Below are 25,601 nucleotides of genomic sequence, written 5' to 3'. Positions count from 1 at the left end.
GGCGTGCGGCTCACCCGCCGCGGAATCGCGGCGCTCGCCGGTGCTGTGCTGGGCTACGGGCTCGGCGAACTGGCCGGATATCCGCTGCTGCGCGTGCTCGCCGGGATCGTGGCCGGCGCCGTGCTCGCCGCGGTGCTCGTGACCCGGGCCCGGCCGAAGGCCGAGGTCTCGCGGTCTGTCCACCCGGAACGCATCGAACGCGGCCGTCCGGCACTGGCGACTTTGACGGTGCGCAACGAAAGCGAGCGACGGCACGGCGGGTTCTCCGCGCAGGATTGCGTCGGCGCGGACGTCCGCGAGGTGCAGGTCCGCGCGCTCGCGCCCGGCGCCGCGGCGACCTACCACTACGAGCTTCCGACCACCGTGCGCGGCAGGCTCGAGGTCGGTCCGCTGGTGCTGCACCGGTCGGATCCGTTCGGGTTCGCGCGCGCCGACCGGACGCTGGGCGCGGCCGCGTGCCTGTGGGTGTACCCGCGGCTGAACCCGATGCGCCCGGCCGCCGCGGGACATCCGCGCCACCACCACGACGGCCCGATCACCGATCCGCCGCTGCGCGGTTCCGCGGATTTGCTGGCCGTGCGCGAGTACATGCTCGGCGACGAAGTCCGGCACCTGCACTGGAAAGCCAGCGCGCGAACCGGGCGATTGATGGTGCGCGACTACGCCGATCCGGCGCAATCGCGGCTGACCGCGGTGCTGGACACCCGGTCGGCGGCGATGCGGCCGGAGGTGTTCGAGGAAGCCGTCGAAGTCGTGGCGTCGCTGCTGTACGCGTCCGCGACGGCGGGCCAGCACTGCCGGTTGCTGACGTCGTCCGGGCTCGAAACCCCAGTGGGGAGCGGGGTTCCGACGGCTCGCTTGCTGTTGGACGAACTGTGTCTGGCTACGCAAGATTCGGACGATTCGCTGCTGCTGCCCGCGGCGCGGCTGGCTGGCGCGCGGCCGGGCGGGGCGCTGGTCGTGGTCACCGGGCCGGAGGCCGATCTCGGGGCGGCGCTGCGCTGGCGGCCGGACACTGTGGTCCGGCTGGGTGTTCGCGAGCCGGGCGTGCGCGCCGGTTCGATCGACGCGGTGGATGCGGCGGACGCGGCGGCGAAGTGGAATGCCCGGGGCGAAGGGTGAACGCGCGGTTGGCGGTGACCGGACTGCTCGGCTCCACCACGGTGGCCGGGCTGTTGTTCGCGCCGGTTTTCGGGTTGTCGGCGTTGTTGTTGCCGGTGCTCGTGGTCGTGCTGCTCGGCTACGCGATTGCCGAGCTGTGCCTTCGCCTGCCGCGCCTGACGGCGTGGCGTCCGCTGCTCGTGCTAGTCGCCGGATTGCTCGGAATCGTTGAGACCACGCTGTTTTCGACCACCGTCTCCGGATTGCCCACGAGTGCCTCGCTGCGGGGATTGAGCCACGGGCTGACCGAGAGCTGGCTGCAGACCCTGCAATCGACCTGGCCCGCGCGGCCGGACGCCGGACAGCTGCTGTTCGTGCCGCTGGCGGTGCTGCTGGCCGTCGTGCTCGGGCTGGAACTGGTGCTGCGTCTGCGAATGCCGCTCGTGGCGCTGCTGCCAAGCCTGGCCGTGGCGGGTCTGGCGCAGGCGTATCAGGCCCTGAGCGGGTTCACCGCGCTGTACGCCGCCGTCGCCTATTTCGCGCCAGCTGGGCTGTTGCTGTGGGCGTCGCGGCCCGGCGGCGGTTCTCTGCGGCTGCGTCGGCCATCCGGTGCGGCTGCGTTGGCGGTGCTGCCGCTGGTGGTCGGGATCGCCGCTGGAGCAGTCGTGTTCGGCGGGCTCGACCCGGCGGGACGGGCGCCGTTCCGGCTCGCCGACGGCCATCCGGTGCCGCCCCCGCAAACCCCGGTCAGCAACCCGCTCGACGAGATCGCCGGGCAGCTGGCCGATCCGGCGCGCCCGGTGTTCAGCTACCGCAGCACCGCTCCGGTCGACCGGTGGCGGCTGGTCGTGCTGAACGGGTTCGACGGGGCGAACTGGTCGGCCGAACCGAAACTGCGCCGGCTCGGCCAGAGTCTCGACGGCGTTCCCGGCGCGCCGGAGGTCTCGGCGGAGCTGAGCGTGCCGCCGTTGTCCGGTCCGTGGCTGCCCAGCCAGCCGGGCTTGACCAGCGTGATCGGCGCCGCGCCGCTGGTGGACCCCGGCGCGGGCGTGCTGCTTTCTGCTTCGCCGGGCGGGCAGACCGACTACCGGATGACCTGGTCGGCGCCGGAGGCGGACGCTCAGTACCTCGCCACCGCATCGGTCGATGCGCAAGCGCCGGGCGGGCTCGGCGGTGTCGGCGCAGTGCCCGACGACGTCGCCAGGCTTGCCTGGACAGCGGTGCACGGTCTCCGTCCGACGTTCCAGTCCGCGTTGCAGCTGCAGCGATTTCTCCAGCAGAACTACCAGCTCGCGGTCGGCGACGATCTGCCGACCGGGGCGTCCTGGCCGCAGCTGCGGCAGTTCCTGACCGTCTCGAAACGGGGGACGAGCGAACAGTTCGCCGCCGCGTACGTCGCGCTGGCCCGGATCACCGGCATCCCCGCCCGGCTCGTGGTCGGCTACCGCGGCGCGGACACGGCCGGTGAGCACGTCGTGCACGGCGGCGACGCGCTGGCGTGGCCGGAGGTGGCGGTCGCCGGGGTGGGCTGGGTGCCGCTGGACCCGACGAAGTCTGCGGCCACGTCCGCCAAGTCGTCCGGGCTGGCGGGTGCGGCGGGACGGGCGCAGTCGCAGCTGCCGCCGCTGGAAAAACTCCAGCCGCCGGTGGCGCCGCCGGACAGCAAGCCGGAAGCCGCCTCGTTCGTCTCCGGATCCGCTGGCTGGCCGTGGTGGATCGCCGCGGCGGTCGTACCCGGGCTGATGCTGTGCGGGCTGGTCGCCGTGCCGCTGGCGAAGCTTCTCCGGACGAGACGCCGACGCCGTCGCCTGGGCAAAGACGCGATTTTCGGTGCCTGGGCGGAGGCTCGGGATCGGCTGCGCGCCCACGGAGTCGTTTATCGAGTCGGCATGACGCCCCGGGACCTGGCGGAATCGGCCGGGTCGGCGCTGGGGGAGCGGGTGCGCGATCCGGTGCTGCGGCTGTCCGGCGTGATGGATTCCGCGCTGTGGTCGCGGTTCCCGCCGTCGGAGAGTGCGGTGGGGGTGGCGTGGATGGAGATCCGGGAACTGCGGCGGGCGCTGGCCGGACGTCCCTTGCTGAGCCGGGTGCGTGCGGTTTTCGACCCGCGTTCGTTGTTCCGGCGGTCTGCTTAGGACAGTGCGGTCAGGAGGTGCAGACCGCGCCGCGGATCGGGACCGGAGGGGTTTCGTAGACGTGGCTGCCGTCCGTCGCGCGGATCTGGAAGCAGTACTTGCGCGCCGGGTCGACGGGAACCGACATCGCCCGATTGCGGTGGGCGGTGAGGACCATCGGCGCGATGCGCTCGGCCCCCACGACGACCGCGAAGTCCAGATTCCCCTCGGCAGTCCAGGAAAGCTTGATCTGAGTGCCGAGATCGGCCGGTGCGGCGAGGGCGAGATGCACATCCGGCGCCGGGACCCGCTCGGCAGGCGGCAGCTGCCCGGACGACGGCGCGGTCGCGAGCGGGAGCGCGGGCCGGGGGTCTTGTTTTGAGGTGAGCATCGGCACCGCGATCAGCGCGCCGACGGCCGCGACCAGCCCGGCGGCGAGGGCGGGCCACCAGGCGATGCCGGGCAGCTTCTTGGCGCGGCGGGGTTCTTTGGTGTCGTCGAAGGTATGCAGGAGCGTCCGGCCGGGGGCGGTTGGGCCGGAGACGTTGGTGGGGTGCTGAGGAACGCCGCCCAGGCCGTTGGGTTGTTGGGGCGCGGCGAGGCTGGGGGAGCTGGCGGGTTGCTGTGGCGCGCTGCCCGAGCCGCCGGGTTGGTGCTGGGGCACGGCTAAGTTGGGTGAGCTGGCGGGTTGGTGTGGTGCGTTGGAGAAGCTGCCGGGCTGCTGTGGCGCGCTGACCGGGCTGCCGGGTTGGTGTTGGGGTGCGGCGAAGTTGGGGGAGTCGGCGGGTTGGTGCGGTGCGCCGGAGAAGCCCGCGATCTGCTGCGGAGAGCCACCCGCGCCGCCGGGTTGGTGCTGGGATGTGGTGAAGCCGCCCGGCAGTGGGGCGGGGCCTGGCGAGTCGGCGGCTTGGTGCGGTGCGGCGATGGGACCGCCGTCTGGCTGCGGTGGCGCTTGGCCGATTCCGGGCACCTGCGGCGGGGGGCTTTGCTGGCCGCCGGGCCGCTGGTGGAGTGCGGCGAAGCTGCCTGTCTGCTCGGCAGGGACGGGCCACTCGCCGGGTTGCTGTGCTGCGCTGCCCGAACCGCCGGGCTGCTGGTGGAGTGCTGCGTCGCTGCCGGGCTGTTGAGCGGGGACGGGCCAGCCGCCGGGTCGCTGTGCCGCGCCACCCGAACTGCCGGGTTGCTGAAGAGCGGCGAAATTCCCGGCCTGCTGGCCTGAGCCGGGCCAACCTCCAGGCTGGGCCGCGGCGAAACCGCCCGCCTGAGGCGCGGCACCAGGCCATCCTCCCGGCTGCGGCACCCCGCCGAACCCGCCCGGCTGCGATGCCATCCCGCCGAAACCGACCTGCTGCCCATGCCCCGCGAAATCGTCGAATTCCACCTCGGCCGGGGCCGCGCTCGCCTGGTACAGCCGCTCCAGCGTCTCCGCCACCGCGGCGGGGTCCTGCGGCCGGTCCGCCGGGTCCTTGGCCAGCAGCCGCCCGATCAGGTCGGCCAGCGCGGGCGGGGCCCCGGGCACCCGGATCGGCGGCACGGGATCACGGAACACCTGCAGGATCCGTTCGGCCCGCTGCTGTCCGGTGTGGCGCGGGAACGGCGACGAACCAGTCAGCGCCGTGTAGAGCACCGCGCCGAGGCCGTACAGGTCGCTCGCCTCGGAGAGGGCGTCGTCCCGCAGCGTTTCCGGGGCGGCGTAGTCCACCGCGTGCAGCGGATCGCGGGGGAAGCGGCGGCGCAAGGCCAGCCCGAAATCGGCGAGGGCGAGTTCCCCCGAACGGCGCAGCAGCACGTTGTGCGGCGTCACCCCGCCGTGCACGACGCCCACCTGATGCGCCGCGGCCAGTGCGGCCGAGACGGTCCAGCCGACGGCGAGGACGTCGCGCACCGGCAGCTGTCCGTCGAGCAGGTGCGCCAGCGACCGCTGGCACAGCTCCATCCGCACGCCGAGACGGCCGCCCGACAGCTCGCCGACCTCGTCGGCGGGCAGGATCGCCCGTTCGCCGCGCACGGCGGCGAGTGCCTTGCGTTCCCGGTCGAACCGGGCCGCCGTGTCGCGGTCGAGGACGCCGTCGAACACCTTGACCGCCACGTCCTCGCCCGCCAGCCGGCCCGCGTAGACCTTGGCGACCGGTCCCTCGGCGAGCAGCCGCTCCTCGCCCACCCCGATGCTCATGGCTGCCATTCTCCCCTGTGCGGGCCCGTCCGGCGCAACGCCCGGGCAGGTTCCTGCCTCGCGTGCGCGTGTCATCGAAACCTCATCCGCCGCGACCTAGTTTCGGTCCCGTCACCACAGCTTCGGCGGCCCGGCGCCGCCTGGAACGGACAAGGAACGACCCATGGATATCTGGCACATTCTCGCCAAGCCGATCCTCACCGGCCTGATCATCTTCGGCGTCGGCTGGCTGAGCATGACGATCCGCAAGCGCCGCGTCGCCCGCACGGAAGCCGCCGCTCCGGCTCCGGTCGAGGACCGCTCGCAGGCCGTCCTCCGGCAGGCGCAGCAGTTCGACGCCGAGCGCGACGCGCTGGCCGCCCGCGGACAGGACGCGCTGGCCAAGGCGCGCGCGGCGGTGGACAGCTGGCAGGAACTCGCGCAGCTGCGGCCGGGCCGCTTCCAGTCCGAATTGCAAGCCGCTTCAGCGCGTTTCGCCGAGTTGAGCGGCTCCGCGCGCACGGCCTGAAAACCGAAGGGGGAATTCCGATGTCCGCCGCCTTGTGGACCGGCCGTCGCGCCGAACCCGCCACGGTCACCGCCGACGTCGCCGCGACCGTGCGGAAGGAACTCGGCCTCGCCGCCGCTCCGGCGGCGATGACCTTGCCGGGCAACAGCACCGGCGTCCCGGCAGGCAGTCTTCTGCCGCCGCGCGAACGCTTCAGCGGCATGCCCGCGCCGACCGACTGCTTCGTCTACCTCGACGCTCAGCAGCCCCGCCCGTTCGAACTCCGCGCCGCGGTCATGAGCGGCCGCACCGCGGTGCGTCGGGCGCTCGGCTTGGGCGCGTTGGTCTACGCGGTGCCGCTGCGCCTGCCGAGCCCGGTCCGGGTGTCGCTGAGCGCGCCCGGTGGCCGGGGACTCGCCCCGTTCGAGGGCGACCCGGCGGTCGCGGACCGGCTGAACGCCGACGCGGGCCTGCTCGAAGCCGCCAACCGCCTGTCGAGCACCCGCGCGGGCCAGACGAAAACGCTCCCGAGCGGCACTGCCCACCAGAGCTGGGACGTCGATCGCCTGCTGATGATCACCCCGGGTGCGGACGGCGCGGTACTGGTGGTGCGCACGCTGCACCGCGTGGTCTCGTCTGGCTGGCAGCTGCGCGCGGACACCGTCCTGGACTTCGCCGCCCGGCTCGAAACCGCCCTTCGCGGAGTGTGTGCCTGACGGCGACCCTTGGCCTGCCCTTGCCCCGGAAACACCGATGGGGCAAGGGTATTGCCGTGTCTGAAAGTCCTTTGTAGACATACAGTGTGCCGCCCGGGTCGGCGGCAGGTTCCTGCCTCGGCACCCCGCGGCGGCAGTTCCCGGGAGAAGGTGAGCGCATGCAGACAGCCGGCTTGATCAGAGTCACGATCGCCGCCCCGAAACGACGGATCGACATGGCGCTTCCCGAGCACGCGAGTGTCGCGGAGCTGCTGCCGGGCCTGCTCGCCCGCGCGGGCGAGGGGCTGGCCGACGACGGTGCGGCAGGCGGCGGCTGGCAGCTGCGCCGTCCCGACGGGGCGCGGTTCGACCTCGGCCGCACGCTCGCGGGGCACCGTGTGCGCGACGGCGAGGTGCTGCATCTGCTGCCGGCCAGGGCCGACTGGCCGGAGCCGGAGTACGACGACGTGGTCGACGCGATCGCGACCGGTGCGACCGGGCTCGGCCGGGCGTGGGGGCCGCGGCACACGCGTACGGCGGGACTGGCCGCGGGCGGCGCGACTGTCCTGTTAGGACTGGTCACCGTGCTGCGCGCCGGTGCGCCGTGGACCGGTCCGGCGATGTGGGCGCTCGCGGTCGCTGGACTGCTGCTGGTCGCGGGCGTCGTTCTCGCCCGGGCGGCCGGAGACGCCGGGGCGGGCGCGGTGCTCGCCGCCGTCGCCTTGCCATTCGCGTTCCTCGGCGGCGGATTGCTGCCCGCCGGGACGCACGCGTTGACCGACCTCGCGCCGGGACAGGTGATGCTCGCGGGGGTCACGCTGGCGCTGGCGGCCGTGGCGGGCTACCTCGGGGTCGCCGCGGCGCAACCGTGGTTCGCGGGTGCGGCCACCGCCGGATTCTTCGCCTTGATCGGCGGTTTCGTCGGCGCGAGCGGCGATTTCGCGGCGTACCAGGCAGCGGCCGCACTCGCCGCCGGACTGCTGGCACTGTCCATTGTGTTCGCACCGCTCGCGCTGCGACTCGGCAAGGTGCCGATGCCGGTGCTGCCGCGATCGACCGCTGACCTGGTCCGGGACGATCCGCAGCCGCCGATCGACCGCGTGCACGCTGCGGTGGCCCGCGCGGACGGCCTGCTCACCGGCATGCTGGCGGGCGCGGCCGCAGTGGTGGTCTGCTGCGAAATGCTGCTCGTGCATGAGGGCAGTGCCGCTTCGGTCACGATGGTCGCGGTGGTCTCCGCCGGATTCCTGGTGCGGGCCAGGCTGTATCCGACGCTGCGACAGCGGATCCCTTTGCTGGCAACAGGAATGGTCGGAGCCGCGGCCCTGGCGACCGGGTTGGGCTCCGGGGCGATGCCGCTGGTGTCCTCCGGGGCGATCCTGCTCGTGGTCGCGGCGGCCGTCGTCGCGGCGGGGCTCCTGTTCAGCACCCGCGCGTCGAACCCGTATCTCGGCCGGTTCGCGGAGTACTCCGAAATCCTCCTGGTGTGCTCGCTGGTGCCGATCGCGTGCTGGGTGCTCGGGCTGTACGGCTACGTGCGCGGATTGGGGGGCTGAGGGCCGTGGCGTCGAAACGCGATCAGCTCCAGGCTTACCAATTCCTTGTCCAGCGCGCGATTTCCGCGCTGGTCACCCGGGAGACCGACCCCGAACAGCCGCCCTTCCGCCGCTCCGGTGCGGCGGCGTTCGCCGGGCTCGCGCTGGCGATCGTGTCGCTGGCCTGCGTCGGCGTCTACGGGATGATCGTGCCCGGCGGCAACGATTCCTGGCGCGGCCAGGCCGCGGTGATCGTGGAGAAGGAGACCGGCACGCGCTACGTCTTCCAGAACGGCAGGCTGTACCCGGTCGCGAACTACACCTCCGCCCTGCTGGCGCTCGGGCAGCACGCGGCGACCGAGACTGTGTCCGGGAATTCGCTGGCCGGAGTGCCGCGCGGGCCGCGGATCGGGATCCCGGACGCGCCCGACGCGCTGCCCGGCCCGGATCGGCTGCGGACCGGATCGTGGTCGCTGTGCTCGACTCCCGCTCGCGACACGGCGGGGAGCGCGATCCAGGAATCCGTCCTGCTGGCCGGGGCCGAACCGGGCGGCGGAACCGGCCTGTCGGACGCCGCGCTGCCGGTGCAGCTCGTGTCGACGGGGGACCGCTACCTGCTCTGGCACGGCTACCGGCACAAGATCACCGAGTACGGCACGGTCGGCACCGGGCTCGCGCTGACCGCCGCGTCGTGGGCTCGGGCGGGCCAGGCCTGGCTGGACGTCGTGCCTGAAGGCGCGCCGATCGGGCCGCTCCCGACTGCGCAGGCGGGCCGTCCGTCCACGGCCGTGCCTGGGCGATCCGACGTCCTGACTGGCTCGCTGCTGGTCGTGCACACCGCGGGCGGCGGGCAGCAGTACTACGCCGCCGAGCCGGACGCGCTTCGCCCGATAACCGAACTGCAGTACCAAATCGAGCTGGCCGACGCTCAGTTGGCACGCGCCGCCTACTCCGGTGCACAGCCCCACGCGCTTCCGCTCGCCCCGGCCGAGGCAGCCGCAGCTCGACAGCTGGACCCGGTCCCCGCTACCGCGGACGCCGCCCCGATCGCTCGCCCGCAGCTCGCCCGGTTGTCCGATCAGGACGCCACGCTGTGCGCGGTCTACGCGCCCGGTGCGAACGCGCCGCAGCTGATCGTCAGTCCGGAACTGCCTCCGGAAACCCAGCTGCTGTCCACCGCGGGCCGGTCTGCCGCGGGCACTCCGCTGGCCGATCGCGTCTACGTGCCGCCGGGCTCGGCGGTGCTGGTCGAGGCGATGCCGTCCGCGCAGGCCGCGTCCGGCACGCTGACTCTGGTCACCGACCTGGGCCGCCGCTATCCGCTGGCAAAGCCGGACGTGGCGAAGACACTCGGCTACCCGTCCGCCGCGCCGGTGCGGCTGCCCGGCGGACTCGTGGCCCGGCTGCCGGAAGGACCCGGTCTCGACCCCGCCTCGGCGATGCGGCCCACCGTGTCCGGGTGAAAAGCCTATGCTGGCGCGGCAACGATCATGGAGCCTGGGGGGGTTGTCATGCCGGAACGTCGTGCCAGACAGCGGATTTCGCGGCTGGCGGTGCTCGGGATCGCGCTTCTCGCACTGGCGGGATGCGGGTCGGGCCCGCAGCCCGTTGACGAGGCCGGTGCCAGTTCGTCCGCGGGCGCTCGTTCGTTCATCGATCTGGTGCGAGCGGCCGGTCTGGAGAAGGGCCTGCGGTTCCGGCCCGTCCTCGCTTCGGCGGAGAACGCGGCCACCGACCCGCCGTCGAGCGAACGGGACCGGCAGAGCACCGACCCCGCCGTGCAGCAGCGGACGCTGGAGAGCTTCGACTGCGGACTGGGCCGTCCCGACCCGCTGACCGGCGAGGACGACCCTGCTCTGCCGCTGGTGACCTGCGGCCGGTCGAGCGGTACCCGCTACCTGCTCGGCCCGGCGGAGCTCGACGGCTCGGCGGTCAAGTCGGCGGGCCTGAGCGACGCGCCGGGGAACGCCGTCTTCACGGTCCGGATGACGTTCACCCCGGAAGCTTCCGCCAAGTGGGCGGAACTGACCGCGAAGAACGTCGGCAAGTCCATCGCGATCGTGGTGGGCACGCGGGTCCTGGTCGCACCCGCCATCGTGGCGGCTATCCCCGACGGCAAGGCGGAAATCACCGGGTTGACCGACCAGTCGGAGGCGGAGGACCTCGCTGACTGGTTGAACGGCCACTGACGGGGGCACTGGTTCAGCGGGTCTCTCTCGGATAGCGCTCCGCCCACTGCGCCGCGTACCGGGAATCTGCCTGCGGCGGATGCGCGGAGAAATACCAGAACGCATCACCCGCGACGGTCTCCACCAGGTCGCGCGACTCAAGCCGGTCCAGCCACTCGGCGGGCAGCCCGGGCATCCCGTACCGCGCGCCGAGTGCCGCACCGGCCAGGGCACCGGTGATCGCGCTGCGGCCGGAGTGGCGGATCGCCGACATCAGCGTCCAGCGCGGGTCGAAGAATCGGCGGAAGACAGCTGTCATGCTCCGGCCGACTGCGTCCGCGGCGGTGTGCCCGGAGCCGAGCGCGTCCAGTTCCTCGTGGTCGGCGCGAATCAGCTCGACCCGCGCCCGGGCGGCGCTCGTCAGGGCCTCGGCGACCGCGCCGGACACCGACCCGGAGGCCAGCATCTGTTCGACGTGCACATGCGGCGGCAAGACCGGGTCGGCGCGCCGGAACAGCCGGGCGAACAGTTCGGCGACCGCCGCGGCCGCGTCGGCGGCAGGCTCGTCGGCACCTGCGCCCGCGGCGAGCAGACGGCCCGCTTCCGCCGCAGTGCGTTCGTCGGTGTCCGGACCGCCTCCGCACAGCGCGGCGGCCAGGCCCGGGACGAGGAAGCTGACGTCATCCGGCTCGGCGGGCACCCGGGAACGCAATGCCTCGACCCGCGTCAGCCAGCCGTCCTCGGTTTTCGCGTCCTGCCAACGACGTTGCGCACGAGCACCGGTCTCGCGCAAGTCAGGCAGTCCCCGCAGGAGACCGTCAGTGTGGAACAGCAACTGCGTGGTAAGCGGGCCGATTCGCTCTAGTTCCCCGTCGAACTCGGCGACGGGCGACCGGTCCGCGGCCAGTCCGAGCGATTCCCCGAGCGCGAACCCGACGAACGCTCCGGCGACGCGATGCCACTGGAAGCCGACGCCGTCCGCGTCCTGCCGGAAGAACTTGCCCGAACCCGTGGCGTGCGGGCGAACGCGGCCGAGAGAGTCGTAACCGGCCGTCAGCCCGTTGGCAGCGAGGTCTTCGGGCCATTCCGGTCCCGGCGGTGCCTCGAGGTCGCCGGGACCCACGCCGTTGTGCCGCTCCCAAGCCCGGCCGGCGACGAACCGTTCACACTCCACTTCGGACAGTTCGAACCCGGCCGCGCGGGCTTTCGCCACCGCCTCGGGCAATCCGGCGAGCGGCTGCGCCAGCCCGAATCGCTCGCCGACCAGCCGGGCAGTCTCGGCCACCCGCACCGAGTGCTCCGGTGAGACCTCAACGACCCTCGGAGCCGGTCGCAACTGCGGCCACTCGCTGCGCGCCTGAGCCAATTCCGCGGCGGCGAGCCGGTCGGAGGGGAACGATCCCGGGTTGATCAGCAGGCCGGCGCCGGGGAAGTCTTCGAGGATGGACAGGACGTCGGCGCGGAGCCACTGCGCCGTGCCGACCGGCAGCCTGCGTCGGGAGCTGTACACGCGCAGGATCGTCCGTTCGTCCTCCCACTGCTGCTCCAGCGGCAGCCCGCGGTCGGGGTCGAGCGGCACGAGCACCTCGGCGTTGAGCAGCCCGGCCAGGTAACGGGACCGGTCGTAGCGGCCGGTTCCCGCGCAGCCGAGCAGGTACTCCAGCGGCGTGTCCGCGGGCGGGTACCCGAGCCGTTCCGGGCCCTGCCGGTATTCGGGGTTGATCCGGATCTCGCCGGTCGGCGCGCCGTCGACGTATTCGCGCCAGGCGAGGACGGCTTCCAGCGGCACGCCGAGGTAGGCGACGCCGCTGCGTTCGAACTCGGGCTCCAGGACTTCGCGCCAGTCGCTCTCGCCGCCCGCCGCGACCGGCGAACTCGGCAGCCGCCCCTCCGGGCTGAGGTCGGGCTGCCGGAGCGCGCCGTCCTCGCGCACCACGAGCGCGGGCTGCGGGACCAGGGACGCCAGCCAGTCGCCGGTGTCCAGGGCACGGGCCGAGTCGTAGGGGACGTACCAGCCCTCGGGCACGCGGACCACGTGCTCGCGGTCCACGCGCACGGCGTGCTCGCCGGTGGTCAGGTCGACCGGTGTGCCGGTGCGGAGCCAGTGGTCGACCTTCGCCGCGGCTTCCGAGGCTTCCAACGCTGCTCCTTCTTGTGTCATCGGTAGTCCCTCGCCAGTCCGTCGCGGCCGTTCCAGATGCGGCCGGTCCATTGTTGTCCGCCGATGCGGCCGAGTCGCTGGACTTCTTCGTGGCGGTCGCGGGCTTCGTCGGCGGCGTACTCGCTCATCCCGCTGGCGCGGAGCATCCGCACCAGCCAGCCGGGATCGATCGCCCGGATGCGGGCCAGCACCTCGGCGTCGAGCGGCCGGTTCAGCCAGGCCGCGACAAACGGCGAGTTGATTCCGATGAGATCGTCGGCGTAGTCCGGGAAATTCTGTCCGTTGTCGATCGCGACGACCTGACCGTCCTTCGACAGTGCCTTGCAGTCGGAGCTGGCCCCGACATAACCGAGGTACGCCATTTCCTGCTGTTGCGCGAGCGGGTAGGACGAGACGTCCAGCGCGGGGGAGAGGCCCTCGATCCGCCGTTGCGCGGAACCGGGGCCGCACGGGCCGTCGATGTGTGCGGTGACCGGCACGACGTTCGACCCCGCTGCTCGGGCCAGCCGGTACATCGCGTTCTCCCGGAAGCCTTGCCCGCCATGGGGGATCGGCACGGCCAGCGAGCGGGATTCGCCCGAGGCGGGCTTGTAGATGGCTTGCGAACCGTCGGCGTAGGTAAGCCAGTGGGTTTCGTTGGCGCTGGCGAGATTGTCGCCGAACTCGATGTGGCTGACTATCTCGGCTGCGGTCAGCATGGCTTCGTCCGGGTCCATAAAGGACTCCAAGCTGGCAGGCGGTGAGGGGAGGCCTCGGCGCAGGGCTTCGTCGAAGAGTTCACGCTGCCGTCGGCGCAGGACTGCCGCGACGGCCTCGTCATGCGGGGTTCTCGGCTGGGTTTCCTCGACGGCACGGGCGAAATTGCCCAGCGCACGCGCGGTCCCGGCCACCTCGTCGATCGAGGTCAGCCCGAGCCGTAGTTCGGCCGGGCGTCCGTCGGGCAGACGGAGGGAAATCCGGATCTCGCGGTGTCCGGTGGCGTCGGGAGCGGCGAATCCGTCCTCGACGCCGGTGATCCGGGCCGGTCCGTCCCGCCGCAGGACCTCCAGCGCCTGGTAGATCCAGGACACCCGGTCGAACCGGACGGAGCCGGGGCCGGCGGTCCCGCCGGTTTCGGAGGCCAGCCACTGGGCGAGATCGGCGACGGGCGGCCTTGCCGGCACGGGATCGCTCGCGTTCGCGCGGATCTGGTCGAGCGTCTGGGCCTGGGCCGGAGTCGGTTCGAGCGGCCGGGGCGGCGCGGCGAGAGCGTCCTCGCGCAGGATCGCCTCCGGACCGCGGGCCTCGACCTCCGCCACCGCCTCGGCGAGAATGACGTTCTCCACCGGTTCCGGGGTGGCCTCGACCTGGGTGTTCTTGGTGACCACGACATCCAGCTTCGCGAACTCGTCGTCCACTCGGATGCCCTGTGCCGCCCGCCATTCCCGCAGGCCGGACTTGGCACCGTGGAAGAGCGGCTTGACGTCGGTGTAGAACTCGACCCCGCGCCGGTCCGACGGCAGCGGTCCGTTCCACGCCTGTACCGCCGGATTGCTGCCGTGCCGGGGCGTCCTGCCCCAGACCTCGTTCGACTCCTCGATCAGCTTCGCCGTTTCCGGGGACTGGCTGCGGCTTTCCAGCCGGTGGTACGGGCCGTAGCGCGCCGGTTTCGCCGCGTCCGACGGGGGTCCGGCGGGATGCGGTGCCTGGCGCATCGGCGGCCGGAGCGCGCGGCGCGGCCCGGGAGTCGAGAATTTGACGCCGCGTCCTTCGTCCACACCGGAATCGGGGCCCTGATGCCTCGGTGTCCACATGGGACCGGGCGCGGACGGTTCCTGGTACGGACGCCGCAGGTCGACGCCCGGGCTCGGTGCCGGAGTGTCCGGCACATACAGCTTGCCCGCCGCGGGCTGGTACTCCGGCGGCGCGTCCGGCCAAGGCAGGAAGGCGTCGGTGAACGGCAGCAGGGCCAGCCGGGCCGGATATTCGGGCAGGCGCAGCAGTTTGCCTTCCAACCGGTCGAAGAACGCGATGCCGTAGCGGCCGTGGGCGACCCAGCCGAGCTGGTGGTATTCGTTGTCATAGCGGTCTGTCGTGACGATGTGCAGCAAAGCCCTGGCTTCGAGCGGCCGTTCGGCCATCGCGATGATCACGCTGTCGTAGGAATCGTGGCTGTGGAACCAGAACCCGCCGAACCAGTACGCCAGATAGCCCTGGTCCACCCGCCCGTCGGGATGCCACGCGGCGCCGTAGGCGTTCGGGTCCGGCCGGTCGTAGCCGGGCTGTGCCTCCCGCACGAAGCGGGCCGCCTGCGACTTCGACACGGTGCCGGCGTCGATCGCGGGGAGGGAGTGCGTCCGGGTCGCCCTCGCGAGCGGCGAGCGCCGCCAGAGCTGGAACACCGGGTGCGTCAGGAGATGAACCGGCGGGCTCTGCTGTTCGGCGGGCAGCGGCGGGAGGTTCTTCCCCGCGAACTGCGGTGATTGCCGCAGCACGTCGTAAACCGCGCGCAGCCGTTTCCCGTGGTAGCCCTCGGTCCGCTCTTCCGGCCGGACCCGGTCGAGCCCGGCGGGCGGCAGTGCGACCGGCTCCGTCGACCGCAGCGCGGCGAGATCGACCGGGAGCAGATGGATCTCCAGCGGCCGGGCGGGCAGCTTCGTGGCGGATCCGGTCATCGGGTCGGCGAAGACCGGCACGCCGGTCCGCTCGCTGACGATCACCGCGCTCACGTGCCGGGCGATCGTGCCGTCGTCGCCGAGCGAACGGACGGCGACCGCGGCCACGAGCCCCTTGCGCCCGGTGATCGCGGCGATGAGCCGGTCGTACTCGCTGCCGTGCGCTTCCCACGTCCCGCCGAGCCGCTGCCAGAGCGCGGCCAGCGTTTCCGGCTCCGGCCCGGCGGGCACGGCGGTGGTGTCCCAGCCCGCCATCCGGTGGAAGAGCGCGCTCGTGGCGGAGACGCAGTTCGACCGGTACCGGTAGCGGTCGAGCCGGGCCGCGCGGTAGTTCGGGTTGACTTCCCGCAGCAGCGGGACTTCTTCGCGCAGCAACGCTTCGAGCACGGCGGCGGGCGCGGTGTCGGCGGTGACCGCGGGCAGCGTGTAGCTTCCGTTTTTCTTCCCGGACCAAATCGCCAGTTCCACCGCCTTCCTGGCCTCGGCGAGCTGTTCGGCGCTCCAGGTCCGGGCCCGCGTCGCCCAGCCTTCGGGCACGACGTCGGCGAGGAAGCGCAGTCCCAGCACCGTTCGGACTGGGTCCGGCCGGTTCGCGAGATCGTCGGCGAGCAGTTGGCCCGGGCTTCGGTAATCCGGTTCGGGCAGCTCGGCGGCCGGGGGTTCGAGGCGGGTGAAGCGCATCGGGTCGCTGGCGGCCTGGTACTCGTCGAGGAGTTCGTTGAGATCCCGGATCGCGGCCACGGCGAGCCGGGCGGCTCGCGTGCGTTCGTGCTCGAACGGGAGCAGGAGCCGGCGCAGTTCGCCGGGGAGCCGCTCCGGCTGGCGCAGCAGGTCGCGGACTTGCCGGGCGAGCTGGCCGTCGCCGCTGGTGCCGTGCCAGTGCACGAGGAGGTTGACGTGTGCGGCGATTTCCTCGTCCCGGGGGCGCGAGTCCAGCAGTTCCGCCACCCGGTCGGCCAGTTGGCCGCGGCCGTGTTCCCGGACCAGCTCTCCCAGCCGCGCGGCGAGGTTTCCTTCGTGCCGCCGCACAACGGAAATCAGCCCGCGGAGCAGGTCCGCGTCGGCGGTTTCGTGCTGCCGCAGAACCTCCTTGACGTGCGTGGCGAAGTCTCCCTCGCCGGTGCGCAAGTACTCCCGCAGCGTCGCGTCCAGATGGTTGGCGAGGAACCCGTGCTCGCTGCCTTCGTACTTGGCCAGCTGCGCCCGTGCCCTCGCGGAAAGGCGGGGCAGTTCGTCGCGCAGCAAGGCTTGGCGGCGCTCCAGCGTCGGGCGGAAACCCCAGTGCCCCAGTTCGTTCTCGACAGCCCGGTCGAGGGCGTCCAGCCTCTCCCGGAGTTCCGCTGCCCATGCGCCGGACCGCAGGCTTTCGTCGGTGAAAGTCAGCGGCTCGAATTCGGAAAGCGGCGTCACGGCGGGGAGCACCGGCTGTTCGCCTTGCTCCCGGCCAGCGGTCTCGAGCAGGAGCCGGAGCACGTGCCCGTTGGCCACCGCGTCGCGATCGCTCTGCTGCTCGACCGGGGTGCCCGCGCGGTCGTCGGTGAGGATCTCGCGGATACGGTAGTACGGCTTGCCGACGACCGCGAGCAACCCGGCGACCGCGGCCGCGACGGCACCCCACACCGACGTGACAGGCACTCCGGCCAGCACGCTCAAGCCGACGGTGAATCCGCCCACCGTGAACGATTTCGCGCTGATGACCGCCGCGTACCGCAGCCGGGAAACAGCGGCCTTGCGGGACACCGGTTTCGGCAGCAGCGGCGGTTTCGAACGAATTTCCGCGAGTGCTCGTTCCACTGTGGACGAACTCGCGCCCGGCCGCGCGGTCCCTACTGCGGCGAGCGCCTCGCCCACCAGGTCCCGCAGCAGCAGGTCCCGGTCCCGGATCTTCACCGGCAGCTGGGTTTCCCGTTCGGCGCGCATCCGCATCGCGATCCGGGTGAGCTTGTTGTTGACCTCGCCCACCGCGAGGTGGTTGTCCGCCAGAGCGGAGATCCAGCCCGCGACGCCGAGTTTCGCGAGATCCACGGCCGCCAGGATTTCCAGCGGGGTGAAGTGCTCGAGGAGGGCCTTGAGCGGCTGCAGAGTCGGGTGGGTGATCTTGTACAGGTCGGGCAGATAAGGGAGGAAGCTCGCGACGGCGTCCATCAGCTTCGAACCCGTGACCTGCTCGGCGAAATCCACCGCGGCGCGTTCGGCCGGCGCCGGGGACAGCTGGGCCAGCGCGGCGCCGGGGATCACGCCGTCGGCCAGCAGGCCTTCGATCGCGGCGCGGGCGTGCACCAGCTGCCGGTACAGCTCTTTCGCGTCTTCGAGGTCGTACTCGTGCAGTTCGCGCCGAATCGCGTCGTGCGCCGCCAGTTCGGCGCCCTTGCGCCGCCGTCGGGTGTAGCCCTCGGCAAGCGGCCGGAACACCGCCGTGCCCACCCCGGTCGCCACGAGCGCGAAGAACGAGCCGGTCGCGATGTCCAGCGGGAACCCGACGGCGGCTGCGGTGCCCAGCGCGACCAGCGGCGGAGTGCTGAACCGGACGATCCGCGTGCGCAGCGGCAGGGCGATGTCCGGCGCGTCGCTTTCGAGCTGCGCCGGGGTCGGGACGCCGGTGCTCAGCAGCGGGGTGCCGAAGTTCGCTTCGTGCCAGCTGTTGACCAGTTCGTGCTGGTCCCGGCCGCGGTCGGCATTCGCGCGGATCTCGTCGTACTTTTTCTTCAGTGCGGCCTGTTTGTCGCTGGCGATGTCGTAGCGACGGGTCATCGCCGCGCCCAGCACCGCGGACGCCGCGCCGTACACGAGGTAGCCGATGCCGTTTCCCGGGTGCCCGCTTGCGAAACCGGATATCGAAAGTGCGACGGTCATGGCCACGGTGGCGGGCTGTTCGAACATGACTGTGGTCGCGATGGTGAACGCCGTGGTCGGGTAAGCGGTGTCCTTCCGCTCCACGGCGAAGGTGTCCACGACGGCGCGCGCGTGGGCACCGAGCGCGGCGACGCGGTAGGAATAGTCCGGCAGTTGCTTTTCCAACCCGGCGTGTTCGAGCAGGCTGCGCAACTGAGAAATCAACTGCTGCCGATGTCGCGGACGCCAGGCCGGAGTCGTGGTGATCCGGTCGCCCAGCACCTCGAGCCGGGCTTCCAGCGCGCGGTCTGCTGGGCCTTCGGGCAGCCGGTCCGTGTCGGTGTCCGGGCGGAGCGTTCCCGGGTCGCAGGTGGCGGTGCGGAAGTAGCGCGTGCCGAACGCGAGCGCCGCGCGGACGATCTCCTCGACGTCCTGCGGCCGGAGCCGGGCCGGGAGGTAACCCGACAGCGTCCGGGTGCCCGGGTGGACGGAAACGCCGGTCGATTCGAGCGTCGTGCGCGGCAGCACGTGGAAGGCCGCGGTAAAGAGGTGGCGGCCGTCGTGGAACACGTCGTAGCGGAGGTCGGGGCCGGCGGGCACCAGCAGGATTCCGGTCCGTTCGGCGGCCTTGCCGACCTGCGCGCGGATCGCGGCTTCGACCGCTGCGGGATGGTCGAAGCGGCGCGCCGGGGTGTCCACCGGGAGTCGATGGCCGATCTCGACGGCGGGGTCTGCGACGGGCCAGTGGGTGACGCGGTAGCCCTCGACCGCCTTGGCCGGACGGTATCGGTCAGCCACGGTCAGCGCGCGGTCGATGCCTGCTGTGCTTGCGCTGTGTGCGGCCAGCGCGGAGAGGCGGGTGGCGGCGTGGGGATCGTCTGCGGCCATGCCGAGGTAGGACAGCAGGCGCGAGAGGTGTTCGCGCATCCGGCCTCGGTCGCGCCGCCGGGTTCCGTCCCGGTCGAGTTCCGCGCCGAGCGCGGCGACCTGAGCGACGTAGCCGAGGTCGGTCGGCGTCGGCTTCGGGGCGGTGCCGGGGAATCGGTCGTGCCAGAAGTGCTGTTCCGGCAGGGAAACCGGGTCGCCGCGCCGGTGGGCCGTGAGCAGTGCCGCTCCGGCGGCCATGGCGTGGGCCATCGGGAGGACGGCCAGGTCCGGGGCCAGCCAGTCGGGAAGCCGGAGGACGACCAGCGGCAGCGGCTGCCCCGGCGTGGGCTCGCGGAAGACCTGGAAGGTGATGGGGTTCCGCGGGGAGTATCCGAGGTTCGGGGTCGGGATGACTTGGAAGGCGAACACCGTCCCGGACTGGTCGAGGAACACGGTGTCGTCCGACGGGCGGGGGAACGGGCCGTTCTCCGCGACGCGCACACCGGCCGCTGCGGCCGCGGCGGGCAGCATCCGGCGGGCAATGTCCTCGGCGGCCAGCCGCTGCCGGGCGGCGGGGATCGTGCTGAGCGGGGTGTGGATCTCGATGGTTCCGGTGAGGGGTGGTGCTGCCGCGGCTTCCGCTGCGGGCCGGACGGCGCTGGGCTGGACGGCGCTGGGTTGGCGGGCATGGGGTTGGCGGGCATGGGGCTGGACGGCGTTGGGCGGCTGGGGCACGGCGGGGGAGCGCTCGGCCGCTTCCACCGCGCGCTGCGCCTGTTCGGCGAGACGGACGTGTTCTTGGTGCCTGGCCGCCGCCTTGCCGGACAGCCATTCGGCGAGTCCCGGGGCGATCGTGGGCCGGGGCGGGCCGACGGCGTGCGCGGTCAGGCTGGTGAGGAGGTTCGTCCGCGCGGCGAGGACGTCGAACGCCGAGCCGGGGCGGTGGACCGCGACCGCGTCGAAGCCCTCGGCGAGCAACTGCTGGGACAGTTCACGCAGCGCTTCGGGGTCCGCCGCCGTCATCTCGCCGGTGAGCACGACGAACTGGGGGTGCGCGCCGTTCGTGGCCAGATTCCGCCGCAACCGGGCGAAGATCGTCTCGCGCTCGTCGAAGCTGTCCGCCCGCGCGACGACCACGTGATAGTCCGGACCGGTCGAAGTCGCGTCCCGCACGGGGAAATCCGGGAAGGCCGCCGGGTCGCCGTCCGGCCGGGCCGGTGCTTCGAAGACTCCGGGCTGCCACAGATCGCCCAGCCCGTGCCGGTGAAGGGCCAGTTCGGCCAGCACCGCCGCGGCGGCGACCTCCTCGTCCGGGCTCGCGTGCAGCGGCCCGAAATCCGGTGCGAACTGCCGAATGTCCTTAATGGACACTCCGGCGCTCAGCGCGGCGAACAGCGCGGACGCGGTCCACAGTCCTTGCGCGTCCTCGTAGGCCTGCTTCCAGGGCGGTCGTCCGTCGATCCATTCCCCGAGCCACTGCAACTTGTCGCGCAGCGCCTGACGCTGATCCTCCGGCACCCTCGCCAGTTCTCGTCCGAGTGCGGCGAAATGCGTATCCCTCGTCGCGGGCGTGCTGTCGGGCCGGAGCAGCAACGACAGGACGTCGACAGCGTCCTTCGCGGGCAGCTGGGCGATCTGCCGCAAGCCCGGCTGCCCGTGGGGCCCGGCGGCCTTCCACAGTTCCGAGAAAACTTTGCCCAGCCAGGGTTTGTCCGAACGCGCCGGTGCCGCGATCGATTCGGCGCGTACTGCGTCGTCGAGATGCAGCGCAGTGACCCGGGATTCCTCGGCAGGCCGGGTCGGGTCGCTGTACAGGACGGCCGCGAAGCCCATTTTCCGCAAGCCGTCCGTGAGCTCCGCGAGATCTGCTTCGCCGACGTTGCGCCATTCCCGGCTGAGGACGAGGTAAGGCTTCTTCTCGCCGGATCGCTGATTCCGCAGATAACGCCGCGCGTTCTTGACCAGCCGTTCGCGGTCGGCGGAGCCGGGGCCGCGCAACCGGGCGACGACGACGTTCCGCCGTCCGCCGTCGGCGTGGGAGAACGAGAACTCGGCCAGCCCGATGGTTTCGCCGTGGTCGTGGACCTGCCCACGCGGCTGGAAATCCGTCGCGCCGCCGAACCCGAGCGCGGCTCGCTCCGCGTCGTCGGAAAGGCTCAGCGCGTGGATGAAACCCAGGTCCGGGCCGACCAGGTCCAGGTATTCCTGGGCCAGTTCCAACGCCAGTTCGTACGCTCGTTCGGCGAGTTTCGGGCTGTCGGCCGCCGCGGACTTCGCGAGCGCCAGCTGCGCCTCGATGCGGTCGAGGAGGTCTCGTCGCTTGGCGAACTCGGCGTAGGCGAAGGACAACGTGGTGAGGACGCCGTAACGGAGGAAGATGCCCGCCGCGCCGTCGCCGCGGGTTTCTTCCTCTTCGACGACCTGGACGCGCGCCTGCGGCCTGCCGGTGAGTTCCGCGAGCCGGTCGCCGACGAGCAGCCGGTCCGTTTCCCGTTCGGTGGCGAGAAACCGGAGCTTGTCCGCGAGACTCGTGTCTTGATGCGGCAGCCCGCGGCCCGGTTTGCGGATGCGGTCGTAGAGGACCTTGTCGACGATCCAGCGAAGGATGTCGCCGGGGCGGGCGCCGGTCGCGCGGACGAGCGCCCACAGGTCGGCGAGTTCCTGTTCGGTGAGCTGTTCGCGGACCTCGCGCGGGAGGTCGAAACGCTCGTCTGTGTCCTCGTCCGGCACCGGCGGCGGGGGCTTCGTCTCGCCGGGATAGTCGTGGCGCAGCGGTACGACCCCGGTGTGCTCGCGGACCGGCCGCGCGACGGTTTTGTCGGTGGGGTAGGGGAAAGTGGCGGGTACTACGGGCGGGACCTCCGGTACGGCGGGTTGCGGGTAGCGCACGTCCGGGACGGGTTTCGGCTGGTTGTCGCGGCCGGGGAAGTCCGGCGGGAGTCGCGGAAGCGGGGCGACGTCGCCTGTGCGGAACGGGTCGCCGACGCGCACTGGCACCGGGTCGCCGGGGACCGGTGTTCCCGGACGGGGATCGCCGACGCGGACCGGTGCCGGATCGCCCACCCGAGGCGGGCGCGGATCGCCGACGCCCGGGAACGGTTCCGTCCGCACCGGAGTCCGGGCGGGGAAGCCGATTGACGGCCGCACCGGATCTGTCACGGTCGTCGGCGCCGGGCTGACGACCGGGCCGAGCAGGCTTTCGGCGAAGCTCACCGACTGCCCCAGCCGCGCCCGGGGAAGCGTCGGCTCGTCCCGGACGGATTCCGGCCTGGCGGACGGGGAGCGGGGGTGGGTCTGGACGGGTTTCGGCCTGGCGGATGGCGAGTGGGGGTTGGCCTGAACGGGTTCGGGCCCTGCGGACGGCGACTGCGGTTCGTCCCGGACGGATTCCGGCCTGGCGGACGGGGAGTGGGGGTGGGTCTGGACCGGTTGTGGCCTGGCGGGTGACGTGTGGGGGTTGGCCTGAACCGGTTCGGGCGCAGCGGAAGGCGACTGCGGTTCGGCGTGGACCGGGTGCGGCTCAGCGGACGGCGAATGCGGGCCGGTGCCCAGGTGGTCCAGCTGATCGAAGGCAGCGCGGAACTGTGTGCGCAGCCCACGTCCTTCCGGCGTCGGCGTCTCGGTCAGCCAGTCGTGCAACGCCAGCCGGAAGTCGTGGCGTCCGGCGGCGTCGAGGTTTCCGGTTTGGGCGTCGTTCAGGAGCGTCAAGTGCGCGGACAGACCGCCGAAACGAGCCTGTGCGTGGTAGTTGTTCCAGAGATCGGGGAGCGCTCGGGCCCGGTCCGGAGAGATCGGGGTATCGCCGCCCGGCAAATGCGCTCCGACGGTCTCCGGCGCACGCGCCCCGGCAGGTCGATTCCCGCCGGCCAGCGCTTCGCTCGCCCCGGTGATGACGGGCACCGAACGCAACGCCGCTCGCGTGCCCGGCTCCCCGTCCGAGACACCCTCGCCGTGAAGCACCGTGAAGGCGACCGGATCCGGTTGTGGTTCGGGCGTCCGGGCTATTGCTTCATGGGCTTTGGCTTCCAGCCCTTTGGCCTCGGCGAGCAGGTCGCCCGTCCTCGACAGCACCTCGTCGAACGCCGTGCGGGCGGGATGTCCTTCGGCGGAGGACAGATTGGTCCGCGCCACGAGCGCCTGTTTTAATTCCGACTCGCTCAGTTCCCGGTGCACCATCCGGTCGACGAGCGCGAGATGCCGGGACGCGACGCCCTGCTCCGCGAGGTCCGGCAGCGAGTAGCCGAGTCCACGCAGGCGTCCGAGGACGTCGGCGAGTTCGGCCTCGTTGCGGCGGGTCTCGAGGGTGAACCACCGATCGCCCGGCCTCGGCCCGGCGGGGTGACCGCCGAGCGAACCGAGCAGCTGGTCGCCCAGCCAGCCGACGCCGCGATCGCGCGCGTAGGCGGCGCGCTCGGAGAGTTCCGCCAGCTTCGCCTCGGGCTCGGACACGAGAACCCTCTTGACCCGCCCGGCGAACGTCTCCTTCGGCCGGAAATTCTTGAGCTCAGCGGGCAATTTCGCCGATGCGGACTCCTCGCTGCCCGCGGTCTCCGATCGCTGCGGCGCGGACTCGCTGCGGGGCGTAGCGGCGTCGGCCGAGCGGGTGGTTCGGAGCGGTGCGGGTTCGTTGTGGGGTGCGGCGGTGTCGGCCGAGCGGGTGGTTCGGAGCGGCGTGGGTTCGTTGTGGGTTGCGGTGGTTCGGGTCGGTCGGGCACCGGTGTCGGGCGATCCGGCCGGACGTTGCGGCGCGGTTTCGCCGCGGGTGGCGGTGGCGGTTTTTGTCGGCTGAGCGCCGGTGTCTGCAGATCGGGTGGTTCGGAGCGGTGTGGGTTCGTTGTGGGTTGCGGTGGTTCGGATCGGCCGCACGCTGGTGTCCGGCGATCCGGGCGAGCGTTGCGGCGTCGGCTCGCTGTCGGGTGCGGTGGTCCGCGTCGGCCGGGCGCCGGTGTCGGGCGATCCGGTGGTTCGGAGCGGTGTGGGTTCGCCGTGGGGTGCCGTAGCGGAGGCCCCCGTCGGCCGGGTGTCCGGCGAGCCGGTAGCTCGCGGCGCGTCCTTCTGACTCGTGGCGGGCCCGGACGGTCCAGCCGACTCATCCGGCTGCGGAACTGGCGGCTCGTCCGGCGGGGTGTCCGCCTCAGGAGCCCTCTTCTCCCCAGCCGCTTCGACCGGCTTGCCTTCCGCGGCGGAGTCGGGATTCCGCCGCGAGTCCAGGTCGATTACCTTCCCTGCCTTGGACTCTCCGGCCACCTCAGCAGACGAGTGTCCCTCTTCCGCGGCACCGGAAGCACCGTCATCAGCGCGCGTCGGTGCAGTCTTCTCCGGCGCGGCGGCGCTGTCCTTGCCCGAAGACGAACCTTTGGTACCACCGCCTGACCCAGCGTCCCTGGTCGGTGCCGAGGCGGGCGCATCGCCAGACCGCGCCGGAGGAGTTCCGTGCGCGGGCGAGTGCGGCGCGAGGGTAGCGGTCCGCGCAGGCAGCTGTGCCGGTGCCGAGGACGGCGGCCGGGCCAGGTTCGTCACTTCCGCGCCAGAAGAACCGGCGTCGACTCTCGGGGCCAGTCCCGCACCGGAATGGGTGCCGTCTGTACCGGTGGCCCGTTCGGCGAGACGTACTTCGGCGTGCTGGGCCGAGGCCTGCTGTTCGGCGGAGTTGTGCACTCCGGGGTGCTGAGACGTGCCAGCCTGGTCGGCCGAGCCGCGCGCTTCTCCGCCGGACGGGGCGGGGGAGCCGTGGTCGGGAGGCGGCATCGGGGTGTTCGGGGGACCGCCGTCGGGCGGGGTCGGCAGGTGGGACCGGATCAGGTCGCGGATGGTCGGGTGCTGCTCCCCGGTGATCCGCTCATAGGTGTTCTTCATGCCGTTCGCCCCGAGCGCGTGCATTCCGCCCCGCGCGGCGCCGGCGATCGCACCCTGGCCCATGGGGTGGTCGAGGATGTAGTTCGTGCCGGCGCCGGTGATGGCTCCGGACACGCTCGCGCCGGCGACCGAGCCGAGCTGTTTCGCGGCGTCCTCGGACAGTTTCGGCAGTTTTCCCAGGCCCTTGGCCGCGGTGTCGGAAACCACCTTGCCCACCGTGCGGTTCGCCGCGTGCCCGAGCGCGCCGCCGATGGCGCCCGCCTTGATGGCGTTCGTGACCTTGTCCTTGTCGACGTCCCCGTAACCGCGCCACGAGCTGAACTCCTGGCCAAGCAGGTTGCCGACCCCGCCGCCGGCGGCTCCGCGCCCGGCGTTCCAAGCCGCCTCGACGGTGAACTTGCCCAGGCCCACAGCCAGCCGCGCTGCCCGGCTGGAAGCGGCGATCTTCTCGACGAACGCGGCGACCCTGGCCGCGATCTGAGCGCCGAGCCTTGCTGCGAAGAGGGCCTCGCCCGCGGGTCCGGCGATCAACGTGGACAGCGCGAACAGCGCGACGTTGATCAGGATGTCCGCGACGATCTCGCCCTTGATGTCCGCGAGGTCCTTCGCGTACTTCCGGCAGGCTTCGGCCAGTTCGTGGCAGTGCCCGGCGAGCTGGGACAGTCCCTCGCCGCCGGACGAACCGTCGAGGAAGCGGTGCAAGGCGTTGTACGCGGAAACGCCCGCGAGGTCGGTCCAGGTCTCGTGCAGGCTCTCGACGTGCGGACCGGCCTGGTCGTGCAGCGTGTTCAGCGCGTCCCGCAGATGGTCCCAGGCGTCGCCCAGCTTCCGCGCGTCGGATTCGCTGTCCAGCGGCCAGATCGCGTCGAGCCATCCGGCGTGCCGCGAGAGCCAGTCGGACTTGACGCGGATCCACAGCTCTTCGGTCGGTTCCTGGACGTCGCCGGGGGCCATCCGG

Annotated in this window: 10 protein-coding genes; 7 read left to right on the top strand and 3 right to left on the bottom strand. The window is 72.1% G+C overall.

Annotated elements, in window-relative coordinates; translation table 11 throughout:
- Nucleotides 1-3 precede the first annotated feature (3 nt).
- Nucleotides 4-1,122, top strand: a complete 1,119-nt coding sequence (locus ABZX37_RS01570; protein ID WP_354735018.1) for a DUF58 domain-containing protein — start codon at nt 4-6, stop codon at nt 1,120-1,122.
- Nucleotides 1,119-3,236, top strand: coding sequence for a DUF3488 and transglutaminase-like domain-containing protein (locus tag ABZX37_RS01565; protein ID WP_354735017.1), 2,118 nt, complete (start codon nt 1,119-1,121; stop codon nt 3,234-3,236). Before ABZX37_RS01570 ends, ABZX37_RS01565 begins: the two co-directional genes overlap by 4 nt.
- 10 nt (nt 3,237-3,246) lie before the next feature.
- Here ABZX37_RS01565 and ABZX37_RS01560 read toward each other — a convergent pair whose 3' ends face one another.
- Nucleotides 3,247-5,388, bottom strand: coding sequence for a protein kinase (locus ABZX37_RS01560; protein WP_354735016.1), 2,142 nt, complete (start codon nt 5,386-5,388; stop codon nt 3,247-3,249).
- Between the two features lie 163 nt (nt 5,389-5,551).
- On the opposite strand from ABZX37_RS01560, the gene ABZX37_RS01555 reads away from it, so the two are divergent.
- From ABZX37_RS01555 to ABZX37_RS01535, 5 genes are all read left to right on the top strand, one after another.
- Nucleotides 5,552-5,896 (top strand): hypothetical protein, encoded by a 345-nt coding sequence (locus tag ABZX37_RS01555; protein ID WP_354735015.1) that lies wholly within the window; start codon nt 5,552-5,554, stop codon nt 5,894-5,896.
- A 20-nt stretch (nt 5,897-5,916) separates the two neighbouring features.
- Nucleotides 5,917-6,591, top strand: coding sequence for a hypothetical protein (locus ABZX37_RS01550; RefSeq protein ID WP_354735014.1), 675 nt, complete (start codon nt 5,917-5,919; stop codon nt 6,589-6,591).
- A 158-nt stretch (nt 6,592-6,749) separates the two neighbouring features.
- Nucleotides 6,750-8,126 carry a type VII secretion integral membrane protein EccD gene (gene eccD, locus ABZX37_RS01545; protein WP_354735013.1) on the top strand — a complete coding sequence of 459 codons (1,377 nt, stop codon included), beginning with the start codon at nt 6,750-6,752 and terminating at the stop codon, nt 8,124-8,126.
- A gap of 5 nt (nt 8,127-8,131) precedes the next feature.
- Complete coding sequence (gene eccB / locus ABZX37_RS01540; protein WP_354735012.1) at nt 8,132-9,568, top strand: type VII secretion protein EccB; 1,437 nt, start codon at nt 8,132-8,134, stop codon at nt 9,566-9,568.
- Nucleotides 9,569-9,616: 48 nt separating this feature from the next.
- Nucleotides 9,617-10,294, top strand: coding sequence for a precorrin-3B C(17)-methyltransferase (locus tag ABZX37_RS01535; protein ID WP_354735011.1), 678 nt, complete (start codon nt 9,617-9,619; stop codon nt 10,292-10,294).
- A gap of 13 nt (nt 10,295-10,307) precedes the next feature.
- Here ABZX37_RS01535 and ABZX37_RS01530 read toward each other — a convergent pair whose 3' ends face one another.
- Both ABZX37_RS01530 and ABZX37_RS01525 read right to left on the bottom strand, forming a co-directional pair.
- Entirely contained in the window at nt 10,308-12,434 is a 2,127-nt protein-coding gene (locus ABZX37_RS01530) for a YrhB domain-containing protein (protein ID WP_354735010.1), read from the bottom strand.
- Entirely contained in the window at nt 12,431-25,597 is a 13,167-nt protein-coding gene (locus ABZX37_RS01525) for a hypothetical protein (RefSeq protein ID WP_354735009.1), read from the bottom strand. Before ABZX37_RS01525 ends, ABZX37_RS01530 begins: the two co-directional genes overlap by 4 nt.
- Nucleotides 25,598-25,601: the final 4 nt, after the last annotated feature.

It is taken from the genome of Amycolatopsis sp. NPDC004079 (assembly GCF_040610415.1).
In the GTDB taxonomy this organism is placed as follows: domain Bacteria; phylum Actinomycetota; class Actinomycetes; order Mycobacteriales; family Pseudonocardiaceae; genus Amycolatopsis; species Amycolatopsis halotolerans.
This window is presented reverse-complemented; position numbering and strand designations above follow the sequence as displayed.